The sequence below is a fragment of the Paracoccus yeei ATCC BAA-599 genome, from assembly GCF_000622145.1.
In the GTDB taxonomy this organism is placed as follows: Bacteria; Pseudomonadota; Alphaproteobacteria; order Rhodobacterales; family Rhodobacteraceae; genus Paracoccus; species Paracoccus yeei.
In genome coordinates, this window is sequence record NZ_JHWH01000019.1 from 82513 (window position 1) to 95649 (window position 13137).

Here is a 13137-nt window from a genome sequence, read left to right on the forward strand (position 1 = left end):
CCATCATGGCTGACCGTCCCATCCGTCTGCCGCCGCTGAACGCGCTGCGGGTGTTCGACACGGTGGTCCGCCATCGCAGTTTCCGCAGCGCCGCCGACGAACTTCTGGTCACGCCCCAGGCCGTCAGCCAGCAGATCAAGCTGCTGGAGGACAGTCTTGGGATCGAGCTGTTCGTGCGGAAGGGGCGCGCGATCGAGCCGAACGAGCAGGCGATCCTTCTGGCCCATTACGTCCAGTCCGCCTTCGAGGAGATGGCCGAGGGGATCCGCCGCGTCACCAAGACCGGGCGCCGCAACCGCATCAACCTGAACGTCAGCCCCTATTTTGCCACCCGCTATCTGCTGGATCGGCTGGCGGGCTTTCGCGAAACCATGCCCGGGGTCGATCTGCGGCTGACAACGGCCGTGGGCCTGCCCGATTTCGTGGCGGACGACGTCGATGTGGCGATCCAGTGGGGCTATGGCGGCTGGAAGCAATACGAAGCCACGCTGCTGATGCGGGACTTCAAGGAAATCTGCTGCACACCCGAGATCGCCCGCAACATCCGCGATCGCACCGACCTGCTGCACCTGCCCCTGTTGCGCCCGGTCCGCTCGGACCGTCTGTGGCGCGACGTGCTGGCCCATCTGGGCGTCGAAGGCGAGATGGAGCATGAAGGCATCGGCTTTGACGACGCCGCAACCATGCGCCGCGCCGCATTGGCCGGGTTGGGGATCGGCCTGATTTCCACCATCGACGCCAATGAGGACCTCAAGCTGGGCCGGTTGGTTGCGCCTTTCGGCCGCAACGTCATGGCCGACATGCCGCCCGATCAGGTGCCGGGCTTCTTCATGGTTCTGCCGCGCGCTCATCGGCGCGTAAGCCTGATCGAAGCCTTTTGTGTCTGGATGAAAAAGCAGCAATGGGACGTGCAGCTTTAGGGCGGTGCGGCCAGTGCGGGCGTTATCGGGATCAGCCCTTCATCCTTGGGAGGCAAGCTGTTTGATGCGAAAGAATAACTTGCCGTTCCCGCGCATTTCTTGATTTGGTTTATGACAGCGATCCGTCAGCCTTGCCTGAGCGAAGGGGTAAGCATGACGCAAGCATTGGTTACAGGGGCGACAAGCGGGATCGGGCGGGCCATTGCCCTTGCGCTGCGCGATGCGGGCCACCGGGTCGTGGCCGTCGGCCGGGACGCCGCCGCCTTGGCGGAACTGGGGGTCGAACCCGGTATTCAGCCGCTGGCTGTCGATCTGGTCGACCCGCAGGCCGTGGCGCAGGCGCTTGGGGGCATCGAGCCCGATATCCTGATAAACAACGCGGGCATGATGCCGCCGATGGTCAACTTCTGCGATCAGACGCCCGAGGATATCGCGCGGGCGGTGGCCGTGAACCTGTCATCGGTCCTGACGGTGACGCGGCTTGTCGCGCCCGGCATGCGGGACAGGGGCAGGGGGCATATCGTCTTTACCGGCTCGACCGCAGGTCATGCCCCATTTGCAAACCTTGCCGTCTACTGCGCGACAAAGGCGGCGGTCGGCGGGTTTGCCCAGGCCCTGCGGCTGGACATGGCGCCCCATGGTGTGCGGGTGACAGAGATCGTCGCGGGGCGGGTCGAAACGGGTCTTTACAAGACGCTGCTGTCGGACGACGCGCGGGCCGCCATGTATGCGAACAGGTCGGCCGTGCAGCCCGGCGACCTGGCGCGGATGGTCTGCGCCGTCCTGGACATGCCGCCGCATGTCGATGTGGCGCGCTTCGACATTCTTCCCACGCATCAGGCCACAGCGACGGGAACGCAAACGAAAGGCAAGAACGGATGAAAGATCTGAACGTGGTGATCGTCGGAGGCGGCGCCGGCCTTGGCGCCCTGCTGGCACGGATGGCGGTCGCAGAGGGCGCGGCGGGCATCGGCATCGTCGACCTGGACTCTCGGGCCGCCGAGGCCGCCCTTGCGCCGGCGCTGAACGCAGGGGTGCAAGCGGCCTTTGCCGCCTGCGACATTCGCACGGCGGACGCAGCCCATGCCGCCTTCGAAGCGGTGGCGGCGAAGCTCGGCCGGGTGGATACGCTGATCAACTCGGCGGCGATCTATCCGCGCAGGCCGATCCTGGAAATCTCGGACGCCGACTGGGATGCATCGAACGCGATCAACGTCAAGGGCACCTATCACATGATGGTGGCCGCCATCCGGCACATGCAGGGCCAGGAGCCAAGGGGCGACGTGCGCGGGCGGATCGTCAACATCACCTCGGTCGATGCCTTCAAGGCGCATCCCCAGAACGCCCATTACGCCGCCACCAAGGCCGCCGTGGTCAGCCTGACCAAAAGCATGGCCCACGCGGTTGCCGGGGACGGGATCCTGGTCAATTCGGTCGCACCAGCCGGAATGGCGACCGAGAAGGCCCGCGAACTGGGGTTCCTTGGCGAATTGGCCAAGGCCAGTCCGCTGGGCCGCGGCGGCCGCCCCGAGGAAATCGCGCCCTGGGTGCTGATGGCCGGCGGTCCGCAAAACACCTACATGACCGGAGAAAACATCATCGTGTCGGGCGGTTACATCTATGCCTGACCCCTCTACCGCACAAAGATCGCGGTAAATACCGCCCGACAAGCAGGCCGGGGGGCGGTGCAAGTGTCCAAAGCCTGTGAAAACATGCCGACAAGGGAGTGGCACATGAAGACCTTTCTGAAAGCTGGAATGACACTGGGGGCCCTGGCTCTGTCTGCAACGGTGGGTCTGGCGGCCGACGGCGACACGCTGAAGACCGTCAAGCAACGTGGCGTGATGAACTGCCCTGGCCACAACGGGTCCTACCTGGGCTTTGCCGAGGTGGATGACAAAGGCGTCTGGAAAGGCATCGACATCGACCTGTGCCGCGCCATCGCCACCGCCATCTTCGGGGATCCGTCCAAGGCCAAAGTCATTCCCATTTCCTGGGAACAGCGCTGGCCGGCCCTGCAATCGGGCGACATCGACATCGTCGTCAAGGCCTCGGGCGGCACGCTCAGCCGCGATACCGAACTGAACCTGCAGTTCTCGAACTCGTATTACCTTGGCACCACCAAGGTGATGGCGCACAAGGAACTGGGCTTGGAAAGCCTGAAGGACGCCGAAGGCGGCACCATCTGCGTTCCCGCCGGCACCTCGACCGAACGGCAGGTGACATCCTATCTGCAGCGTATCGGCATCGAGATGGAACTGGTCGCCATCGAAAAGACCGAGGAACTGGACAACGCCTATTTCAGCGGCCGCTGTGATACCTATGCGCAATGGGGTCCGGTGCTGGCGATCGCCCGTTCGACCCAGCAGGACCAGGATGCCCATGTCCTGCTGCCGGACGTGCTGGCCTTGGAGCCCGAGGTGATGCTGGTCCGCCAAGGCGATGACAACTGGCTGGACATCGCCAACTGGACGCTTTCGGTTCTGCTGTTTGCCGAACAGGAAGGGATCACGTCCGCCAACGTGGACGAGATGAAGGCCAATCCGCACACGAACGAGGTCGGCAAGCTGCTGGGCGTGACGCCCGGCATGGGCGCGGGCCTGGGCCTGTCGGATGACTGGGCCTACAACGTCATCAAGCATATCGGCAATTATTCCGAAGTGTTCGAGCGCAGCCTGGGCCAAGGTTCGCCCTACAAGATGGAGCGCGAGATGACGAACCTGTGGAACAACGGCGGCGTGCTGTTCCCCTACGTGATCGACTGACGGATCGTGGGTTTTCCGCACCGAGGAAGCCTTTCCGGTGCGGGCTCACCAACCACCAACGGGGGTTTCGCATGACAGCCGTTCCCATCTGGCGGCGAAAGACGGTGCGCCGCATCACGCTGCAAGGCCTGTTCGTTGCGGCGATCGCGGTCGTCATCGGGGCGGGCATCATGACTGCCCGCAAGAACCTGGCCGCGCAAGGGATCTCGTCGGGTTTCGGCTTCCTGTGGAAGTCAACCGGCTGGGATCTGAACTTTTCGCTGGTGCCGGTCAGCTCGGCCGATCCTTATTGGTGGTATCTGGTCGCCGGCATCATCAACACGCTGTTTCTTGGCCTGATCGCCCTGTTCTTCGCCACGATCCTGGGGTTGGTGGTCGGCCTTGCCCGAACCTCCCGGAACGCCCCCGCCCGACTGCTGGGCACGACCTATATCGAGATCTTCCGCAACATCCCGCTCATCGTGCAGGTGTTCTTCTGGTATGCCGCGTCAACCCAGCTGCCAAACCCCCGCAATGCCATCACCCTGGGCGAGATCATGATCAGCGGGCGCGGCATCTATCTGCCCGGGCTGAACGTCGGCAGCGGCTTTGCGGCCTTGGCGGTGCTGGTGCTGTTCGTCACGCTGGGGCTGATCCTGTGGATCTCGGTGGCACGCCGCTTTCGCAGGGTTCAGCCTGCACGCAGCCGAAACCTTCGCCTGGCGGTGCTTGCGGCCGGACTGGCCGCCATGGCTGCGATCCTGTTCCTGGGCCGCATCCCGGACACGCCCCTGATCAGCCATCCTGAACTGAAGGGGTTGAACATCCGCGGCGGCATCCGCATCCAGCCCGAGCTTTATGTGCTGGCCTTCAGCATCGCGCTTTACGGCGCCGCCTATATCGGGGAAATCGTCCGCGGCGGGTTCAGATCCGTTGGACGCGGCCAGGTCGAAGCCGCGCAGGCCCTGGGCCTGACCGCATGGCAGGTCTTTTCCCGGGTCCGCCTGCCGCTGGCGGTCCGTGCCGCACTGCCCATCCTGATCAACCAGTATGTCTGGCTGATCAAGGCGACCACCCTGGGCATCGCAGTGGGCTTTTCAGACTTCTTCATGGTCGTCGCCGGGTCGATCACCCATTCCGGCCAGACGCTTGAACTGATCGGCATCCTGATGGCAGGCTTTCTTCTGATCAACTTCACGCTGGCCGCGATCCTGAACCGGATCAACCGTGCCATCGCGCTGAAGGGCAAGCAGATCGGGGTGGCGGCATGACCATGGCTGTCAACCAGCCGCGCCCCGCCGCACGTCTCTGGCTGCGCCACCTGCGCAAAAGCTACTTCGCTTCGCCCTTCTCGGCCTTGCTGACGATGACCTGCATCGGGCTGATGGCCTGGATCCTGTGGAGCCTGATCGACTGGGCCATCCTCAGCGCCACCTTCGATCCTGCGGCACGGCGCGAGGAGTGCCGGGCCGCCGGCGGCGCCTGCTGGTCGGTCATCGCCAACCGCTGGCGGCTGATCCTGTTCGGTATCTATCCCTATGACGAACAGTGGCGTTCGGCCCTGGCCATCGTTTCGGTCATCGCGGTCATCGTGCTCAGTTGCATCCCGCGCTTCTGGACAGTGGGCCGGATCTCGGCGATCTGGGGCTTCGGCGCCGCGACCTTCTACATCCTGATGAAGGGCGGCATCCTGGGACTGTCGCAAGTGGGCGAGGAACAGTGGGGCGGGCTTTGCCTGACCTTGTTCCTGTTCGTTGCAACCAGCGTGCTGGGGATGCCGATGGCGATCGGCCTGGCGCTGATGCGACGGTCAGAGCTGCCCGTCGTGGCCAAGGTGACGGGCCTGTTCATCGACGCCGTCCGTTCGCTGCCGCTGCTGGCGATCCTGTTCACCGCTGCCGTGGTCCTGCCCTTCGCCTTGCCCGAGGTGCTGATCGGCCAGAAGCTTTATCGCGTGATCTTCGGCGCCGCGCTTTTCTTTGCCGCCTATCAGGCCGAGATCCTGCGCGGCGGCTTTCAGGGTGTCGGTTCCGGGCAAGAGGAAGCGGCCAAGGCGCTTGGTGTGCCTTATCGCCACCGCATTGCCCGAATCCTGCTTACGCAAGCCTTTCGGCTGGCCCTGCCCGCAACCATCAACCAGTTCGTGATTACCTTCATGGAAACCTCTCTCGTGGTGGTCGTGGGTTTTGTCGAACTGCTCGCGGCGGGCAACGCCGCCTATGGCACGGGCGATTGGAAGTTCGCCTATGTCGAGGTCTATGTCTTCATATCGGCCATCTACTTCAGCTTCGTCTTCGGCCTGTCCCGCTACGGTGCCTATCTTGAACGCCGCATGAACATCGGCCGCCGCTAGGAAAGAACCATGATCAACACGACCGCACCGGCCATCGAGATTCGCAATCTTGACAAGTTCTACGGCCATTTCCACGCCCTGCGCGGCATTAACCTGACCGTGGGGCGGGGTGAGAAGGTGGTGGTCTGCGGCCCGTCGGGGTCCGGCAAATCCACCATGATCCGCTGCATCAACCAGCTCGAGGAACATGACCGCGGCACGATCCGCGTCCTGGGGACGGTGCTTGACGACAGCGTCGGCTCGATCGACGAGATCCGGCGCGAAGTCGGGATGGTGTTCCAGCATTTCAACCTGTTCCCACACATGACCGTTCTGGAGAACTGCACGCTGGCACCGATGCTGGTGCGCAAGACCTCGCGTACGGATGCCGAGGCGACCGCCATGCGCTTTCTGGAAAAGGTCCGCATTCCCGATCAGGCCGCCAAGTTTCCCGGCCAGTTGTCGGGTGGCCAGCAACAGCGCGTGGCCATCGCCCGTGCTCTGTGCATGCAGCCCGAGATCCTGCTGTTCGACGAACCGACGTCGGCGCTGGACCCCGAGATGATCGCGGAGGTGCTTGATGTGATGGTGTCGCTGGCGAGTGACGGCATGACGATGATTTGCGTCACGCACGAGATGGGTTTTGCCCGCAAGGTCGCAGACCGGGTGATCTTCATGGATGCGGGTGAAATCGTCGAGGAGGCCGCACCGGAGGAATTCTTCACTGCGCCGAAAAGCGAGCGCACGCGGAAATTCTTGTCCCAAGTTTTGGGACACTGAAGCGACGCGTTCATGCGAGTCCGCAGCTTCTGCGAGACATGGCCAGCCTGCATGACCCTAAAACGGGCAGGCCTGAACCAGCGGGCGCGGGGATGCGTCGCAAGCCAAGGTGCCTTGATCCAATGGCGCAAGACAGCTTAACGCCTAACGTCGGGTTCACCCCGCCGACTTTGCCCGGCTTTTCAGCGGACCCAGCGCGGCCAGGTGGCGACGCATGAAATCCGACGCGTCCTTGTTACGGCCTTGCAGCACCAGATGCAGCAACTCGACATGCTCGATGCAGCGTTCGCGGGCCACGTCGCGGTCCAGCATCTGGCGATAGTCGATCAGGCGGCGCAGCCGGTCCACGCGTTTCAGCGCGTCGATGAAAAAGATGTTCTGGCTGCATTCGATGACCGATTCGTGCATGCCGCTGTTCAGTTCGAACAGCCGCGCGTCGGGAATGTCCCAGATGCCGCCCTCGACCAGCCAGCGCTGCTCGGCTAGGCGGCTTTCCAGTGCCGGGCGGTTCAACTGGAAGCGCGGCTCAAGCAGGGCGGCGGGTTCGATCAGCTGGCGAAAGCGATAGCTGTCGCGATAGGATTCCAGCGAAGTCAGCACCGGCAGGAATTCCCAGCCGTGGCCGGGAAGGCGCTCGATCCAGCCCTCCTGCGCCATGCGGTTCAGCAGTTTCGTCACCCGGCCCTTGGTCAGGTCATAGCGGCGCTGGAATTCGCTTTCTGTCATCCGCTCGGGCAGCTTTCCGGTCACGCGGTCGTCGGCGATCTTCAGGTAAATCCGTTCGTCTTCATCGACTTCGGCTGCCGGGGCGTTGAACTGCTGCGCCGCCTGCGCATCGACCAGCCGATAGCCGCTGCGCTCGCCCGAGGTCAGGACCCCCGCCTCTTCGAGCTGTTTCAGCGCAGCCCGCACGGGCGAGCGCGAGACGCGGAACTGCTCGGCGAGCTTGCGTTCGGTCAACCGGTCGCCGGGGCGCAACCCGTCTGCGCTGATATGCGCCGCGATCTGGCTGACGAGGGTATTGGCTAGGTTGGTCATCGGGCATCCGCGCTGAATTTCCAAGACATGGCATGGGTTAATCCTGCTGCCAAGTCCTGTGGTATTTTCATATTGCAAAATACCTTTCTGTGGCGTATCTGGCATTTGTAGATACTAAAAGACCACTGGGAGGAAGGTAGCGAGGTGCCGTGGGCATCCCGCGACCTGCCCCGGCTTCAGGATAAGGATGAAAACGTGCGCCTTCTGGTTCTGCCCGGAGACGGGATCGGCCCCGAGATCACCCAAGCGACCCTGCGCGTGCTGGATGCGGCCGACCGCCGTTTCGGCCTGGGGCTGGACATCGAACAGGCCGACATCGGCCTGAAATCGCTGGCGGAGCAGGGCACCACGCTGCCCGCGGCGGTCATGGCGCGCATCCCGCAGGTGGACGGGGTGGTCCTGGGGCCGGTGTCGCATTACGACTATCCGACGCGGGACAAGGGCGGGATCAACCCCTCGGGCGAGTTGCGGGTGAAGTTCGAGTTGTTCGCGAACGTCCGGCCCTGCAAGTCGCGCCCCGACCTGACGGTTCTGCGCAAGCCGATGGACCTGATCATCGTGCGCGAGAACACAGAAGGCTTCTATTCCGACCGCAACATGTTCGCCGGCACCGGCGAGTTCATGCCCGACCCGGACATGGCGTTATCGGTCAGAAAGATCACGGCGCGGGCGTCGCGCAATGTCGCCAGGGCCGCGTTCGAACTGGCCCGCGCCCGGCGCAAGAAGGTCACCGCCGTTCACAAGGCCAACGTGGTCAAGCTGTCGGACGGGCTGTTCCTGCGTGAGGTCCGCAAGGTGGCCGAGGATTACCCGGACGTCCAGCTTGAGGAGCTGATCGTCGATGCCACCGCCGCGCTGCTGATCCGGCGGCCCGACAGCTTCGACGTGATCGTCACCACCAAGATGTTCGGCGACATCCTGTCGGACGAGGCATCGGAACTGTGCGGCAGCCTGGGCCTGGGCGGTTCGATCAACCAGGGCGAAACGGTCTGCGTGGCGCAGGCCCAGCATGGGTCGGCCCCCGACATCCAGGGCCAGGGCAAGGCCAACCCGACCTCGCTGATCCTGTCGGCCGCCATGCTGCTGGAGCATCTGGGCATCAAGCACGCCGATCCGAAGCTGCTTAACGCCGCCCGCGCTATCAAGGCGGCGGTGGAATCCACGCTGGACCGGCCCGACAGCCGGCGGGAACGTCCTGGGCCAGGGCGGTGCCCGCAAGGGCCATGGCGGCGCAGGACAGCGCGAATGCGCGGCGGGTCAGTTTCATGGGTCTCTCCTCCCTGACATGGTGTGGTCGCAGGGGCCGCCCGGCCGGACCCGTCTCTCCTCAGGCGGGTCGCGTGGGCGGCGCTCTGCTTTGCAGGCGCGGTTGCGGCGATCAGGCCGAAACGCGCAGGTCGGCGGGCGCACCGGCGACCTCGGCCGCGACCAGCGCGCCAAAGGCGTCGGTATTGACTTGCCCGCCCAGGTCGCGCGTGCGGTTCGCGGGGTTTTCCAGCACCGCATCCACCGCGTGTTCGATGGCCGAACCCGCCTCGACCATCGCGGGCAGGCCACGCTGCTCACCGAGCCAGGTCAGCATCATCGCCACCGACAGGATCAGCGAGGACGGGTTGGCGATGTTCTGGTTCTCGATGTCGGGGGCCGAACCGTGCTGGGCCTGAGCGCAGACCAGCCCGGTTTCTGCGCTGGCGTTGATCGACCCGGCCAGCCCCAGGCTGCCCGACAGTTCGGACGCGAGGTCCGACAGGATGTCGGAATAGAAGTTCGTCGACACGATCACGTCATAGCGCGACGGGTCGCGCACCAGATGCGCGGCCATGGCGTCGATGATGACGTCGTTCAGCTCGACCTCGGGGAAGTCCTGATGGACCTTGCGCACCCAGTCCATGAAGAAGCCGTCGGTGATGATGAAGTTGTTGGCCTTGTGGACCGCCGTCACCTTCTTGCCGCGCCGCATCGCCAGCTTGAAGGCCTCGCGCGCGATCCGCTCGCAGGCTTTCGAGGTCAGCTTGCGGACCGACAGGGCGACGTCCTCGGTCGGCATGAACTCGCCCAGGCCCTTGTACATGTTGCGGTCGGGGTAAAAGCCCTCGGTCGCCTCGCGCATGATGACCAGGTCCATCTTTTTTCCCGGCAGATAGGGCCGGGTCCGCGCGGGCCGCACGTTCGCGTAAAGGTCCAGCCGCACCCGGAACCCACCCGAGACGTTGACGCCGCCCTTGTCCCGCGCCGGGTAATCCATGTGCGACTGCGGACCCAGCACGATGCCGTCATAGGTCCGGGCCTTGTCGATCACCTCATCGCGCAGCGTGGTGCCGTATTTCTCCAGGCTGGGGAAACCGACATCCTCGTAGTCGCTGGTGATGCCCAGGCCGAAGCGTTGGTTCGCTGCCTCCAGGACCTCCATCGTCGCCTTGGTGATCTCGGGACCGATGCCGTCGCACGGCAAGACAAGGAATCGCATTCTTTTCTCCCTCTGCTGCCCGTCCGAATCGGTGGGCTTGATTGAATTTGTATTTTTGCATCATCAAAAGCAAATTGTTTTTTGGTTTTGCTTCTGTCAAAATGCAACCAAGGCCGCTTGGGATAGACAATGAACGACCAGATTCGCCAACCGCAGACCAGCCTGCACACGCCCCTGGTGCTGAATGTCGCAGCCAGGATCCGAGACCTGATGACCAGTGGCGAGGTCGCGATCGGCCAGAAGCTGGTCACCCAGTCGCTGGCCGACCAGTTCGATGTCTCACGCTCTCCGGTGCGAGAGGCTTTGTTGCTGCTGGCCGAACAGGGGCTGCTGGAACAGATCCCTAACCGAGGTTTCTTTGCCAGGGCGATGCCGGAAAGCCAGGGCGACCCGGCCGACCCGCTGCTGCACGAGGCGGGCAGCGCCTATCACCGCATCGCCGACGACTGGCTGGCCGACCGCATTCCTTCGGACATCACCGAACAGATGCTGCGCGACAGATACGGCCTGACCAAGGCCCAGGTCAGCGAGATCCTGGTGCGCGCCACGCGCGAGGGCTGGGCCGAGCCCAAGCAGGGCTATGGCTGGAAGCTGCTGGCCGTGGCCAAGACCGCCGAGTCGTTCGAACAGATCTATCGCTTTCGCATGATCATCGAACCCGCGGGGATGCTGGAACCTACCTTTCGGCTGGACCTCAGGGTGCTGGCCGACCTGCGCCGCACGCAGGAACGGATGCTGGACGGCGATATCGCGCGGCTTCCCGCCGAGCGCCTGCTGGAAAACGGCGCCATCTTTCACGAGGAATTGCTGCGCCTGTCGGGCAATCCCTTCATGCACATGTCGCTGGTCCGCGTGAACCGGATGCGGCGGCTGATGGAATACCAGGCCAACCTGGACCGCAACCGACTGACAGTGCAATGCACCGATCACCTGAGAATCCTCGACGTGCTCGAACGCAATGAACTGCTCGAGGCCTCGTATCTGATGCGGCAGCACCTGTCGGGGGCCCTGGCACGCAAGATGCCAACGACCGCACCAAGTGACTGACCGGGCCGATTTGGCTTTTCATCCTGAATTAGACAGAATTGACGCCGACAGGCGGGGGAGAGTCATGGAGTTCATCAGCACGCTTCAAGTCGGGGGCGCGGCCTTGCGTATCGTCGACCTGCCGCTTGCGGCGGGAAAGCACCTGCCGCGGCTGCCCCATATCCATCGCCTGCTTCTGGAAAATGTCCTGCGCTGTGCGACAGAACCCGCCGCCGGGCGAACCGCGCTGCTGGCCTGGCTTGACCGGCCGCAAAGCCAGGCCGAGATCGCCTTTCTGCCCAGCCGCGTGCTCATGCATGACACGACCTGCGGCCCCGCGCTGGTCGATATCGCCGCGATGCGGTCCGCCCTGGCCGAGGCGGGGCACGATCCGACCCTGTTGAACCCGGTGCTGCCGGTCGATGTCTCGACCGACCATTCGCTGGCAGTCGACGCCTATGCCCGGCCCGGCGCCATGGCCGTCAACATCCGAAACGAATATCGCCGCAACGCCGAGCGATACCGCTTCATGAAATGGGCCACGAACAGCCTGTCGAATTTCCGCGTGCATCCCCCCGGCACCGGCATCATGCACACCCTGAACCTTGAGCGGCTTGCGACTGTGGTGACCGAACGCGATGGCTGGCTGATCCCCGACACGCTGATCGGCACCGACAGCCACACGCCGATGATCAACGGCATCGGCGTGTTGGCCTGGGGCGTCGGCGGGATCGAGGCGGAAAGCGTGCTTTTCGGCATGCCGGTGATGCTGCGCGTGCCGGACGTGATCGGCATGCGCCTGACCGGGCGCCTGCGCGAAGGCGTCACCGCCACGGATCTCGCGCTGACCGTGACCGAGCGCCTGCGCCGCATCGACCTGGCCGACCGCTTTGTCGAGTTCTTTGGTCCTGGGGTCTCGGCGCTCTCGGCGGGCGACCGCGCCGTGGTGGCCAACATGACGCCCGAATTCGGCGCGAATTCCGGGTTCTTTCCGGTCGATGCGGCGACCATCGCCTATCTGCGCCAGACCGGGCGCGCTGCCGCGCATTGCGCCATGGTCGAGGCCTATTGCCAGCCTCAGGGCCTGTGGTTCGATCCCGCCGAAACTCCGGTCTTTACCCGAATTGTCGATCTGGATCTGTCCGAGGTCGAGGTCAGCGTCGCTGGTCCCCGCCGTCCGCAGGATCGCATCCCGGCCTCGGCCACCGCGGCCGCGACCCACGCCTTGCGCGGTTCGCCCATGCCCGCGCCGCCGGGCGAGGCCCGGGACGGCGCCGTGGCCATCGCCGCCATCACCAGTTGCACCAACACCAGCGATCCCCGGCTGCTGGTGGCGGCCGGGCTGCTTGCGCGCAAGGCCCGCGCGCTGGGGCTGAGGCCGCCCGCGCATGTGAAAACCTCGCTCGCGCCCGGCTCGCCCGCCGCGCAGCGCTATCTGGAACGCGCCGGGCTGCTTGCGGATCTCGAGGCCCTGGGCTTTGGCATCGTTGGCTTTGATGATGTGACCGCCCCCCCGACGGCTTCGCTGTGCCAGGGTGGGTCTGGGACGATCCACAGAGGGGAGAGGTCATGTCGGAGATTACCACGATCGGGCTCGATCTTGCGAAGCATGTGTTTCAGCTTCACGGGGCCGACGCTTCTGGGCGAGCGGTGCTGCGCAAGAAGCTTCGGCGGGACCAGGTGCTGGCGTTCTTCAGCCAGCTACCATCCTGCGTCGTCGTGATGGAGGCGTGCGGTGGCGCCCATTTCTGGGGTCGTGAGATCGGGAAGCTGGGCCATGAGGTGCGGCTCATCCCGCCGGCCTATGTGAAGCCCTTTGTGAAGCGCCAG

Annotated in this window: 11 protein-coding genes and 2 pseudogenes; 11 read left to right on the forward strand and 2 right to left on the reverse strand. The window is 64.4% G+C overall.

Annotated elements, in window-relative coordinates:
- Nucleotides 1-5 precede the first annotated feature (5 nt).
- From BU28_RS0111930 to BU28_RS0111960, 7 genes are all read left to right on the forward strand, one after another.
- Complete coding sequence (locus tag BU28_RS0111930; RefSeq protein ID WP_028719691.1) at nucleotides 6-920, forward strand: LysR substrate-binding domain-containing protein; 915 nt, start codon at nucleotides 6-8, stop codon at nucleotides 918-920.
- 153 nt (nucleotides 921-1073) lie between these two features.
- Nucleotides 1074-1802, forward strand: coding sequence for an SDR family oxidoreductase (locus BU28_RS0111935; protein ID WP_051578151.1), 729 nt, complete (start codon nucleotides 1074-1076; stop codon nucleotides 1800-1802).
- On the forward strand, nucleotides 1799-2548 hold the full coding sequence (locus tag BU28_RS0111940) for an SDR family NAD(P)-dependent oxidoreductase (protein WP_028719693.1): 750 nt from the start codon (nucleotides 1799-1801) through the stop codon (nucleotides 2546-2548). Before BU28_RS0111935 ends, BU28_RS0111940 begins: the two co-directional genes overlap by 4 nt.
- Nucleotides 2549-2653: 105 nt before the next feature.
- The gene (locus BU28_RS0111945; protein ID WP_028719694.1) at nucleotides 2654-3685 is read left to right on the forward strand and encodes an amino acid ABC transporter substrate-binding protein; all 1032 of its coding nucleotides are present in this window, start codon (nucleotides 2654-2656) and stop codon (nucleotides 3683-3685) included.
- A 71-nt stretch (nucleotides 3686-3756) separates the two neighbouring features.
- Complete coding sequence (locus BU28_RS0111950; RefSeq protein ID WP_028719695.1) at nucleotides 3757-4935, forward strand: ABC transporter permease subunit; 1179 nt, start codon at nucleotides 3757-3759, stop codon at nucleotides 4933-4935.
- Nucleotides 4932-6017 (forward strand): amino acid ABC transporter permease, encoded by a 1086-nt coding sequence (locus BU28_RS0111955; RefSeq protein ID WP_028719696.1) that lies wholly within the window; start codon nucleotides 4932-4934, stop codon nucleotides 6015-6017. Before BU28_RS0111950 ends, BU28_RS0111955 begins: the two co-directional genes overlap by 4 nt.
- Nucleotides 6018-6026: 9 nt before the next feature.
- Nucleotides 6027-6776: an amino acid ABC transporter ATP-binding protein gene (locus BU28_RS0111960; protein WP_028719697.1), complete on the forward strand. Its 750-nt coding sequence runs from the start codon at nucleotides 6027-6029 to the stop codon at nucleotides 6774-6776.
- A gap of 156 nt (nucleotides 6777-6932) precedes the next feature.
- Here BU28_RS0111960 and BU28_RS0111965 read toward each other — a convergent pair whose 3' ends face one another.
- Nucleotides 6933-7814, reverse strand: a complete 882-nt coding sequence (locus BU28_RS0111965; protein WP_028719698.1) for a GntR family transcriptional regulator — start codon at nucleotides 7812-7814, stop codon at nucleotides 6933-6935.
- Between the two features lie 195 nt (nucleotides 7815-8009).
- Between BU28_RS0111965 and BU28_RS22810 the strand changes: the two genes are divergently transcribed.
- The gene (locus BU28_RS22810) at nucleotides 8010-9098 is read left to right on the forward strand and encodes an isocitrate/isopropylmalate dehydrogenase family protein (RefSeq protein WP_081791362.1); all 1089 of its coding nucleotides are present in this window, start codon (nucleotides 8010-8012) and stop codon (nucleotides 9096-9098) included.
- 94 nt (nucleotides 9099-9192) lie between these two features.
- On the opposite strand, the gene BU28_RS0111975 is transcribed toward BU28_RS22810, so the two are convergent.
- A complete protein-coding gene (locus tag BU28_RS0111975) occupies nucleotides 9193-10281 on the reverse strand; it encodes an isocitrate/isopropylmalate dehydrogenase family protein (RefSeq protein ID WP_028719699.1) in 1089 nt (362 codons plus the stop codon).
- Nucleotides 10282-10410: 129 nt separating this feature from the next.
- On the opposite strand from BU28_RS0111975, the gene BU28_RS0111980 reads away from it, so the two are divergent.
- The 3 genes and pseudogenes from BU28_RS0111980 to BU28_RS24690 form a co-directional block, all read left to right on the forward strand.
- Nucleotides 10411-11328, forward strand: a complete 918-nt coding sequence (locus BU28_RS0111980; protein ID WP_051578153.1) for a GntR family transcriptional regulator — start codon at nucleotides 10411-10413, stop codon at nucleotides 11326-11328.
- 292 nt (nucleotides 11329-11620) lie between these two features.
- Nucleotides 11621-12817 (forward strand): annotated as a pseudogene (locus BU28_RS22815) (aconitase family protein); the annotation flags it as partial.
- A gap of 59 nt (nucleotides 12818-12876) precedes the next feature.
- Nucleotides 12877-13137 (forward strand): annotated as a pseudogene (locus BU28_RS24690) (IS110 family transposase); the annotation flags it as partial.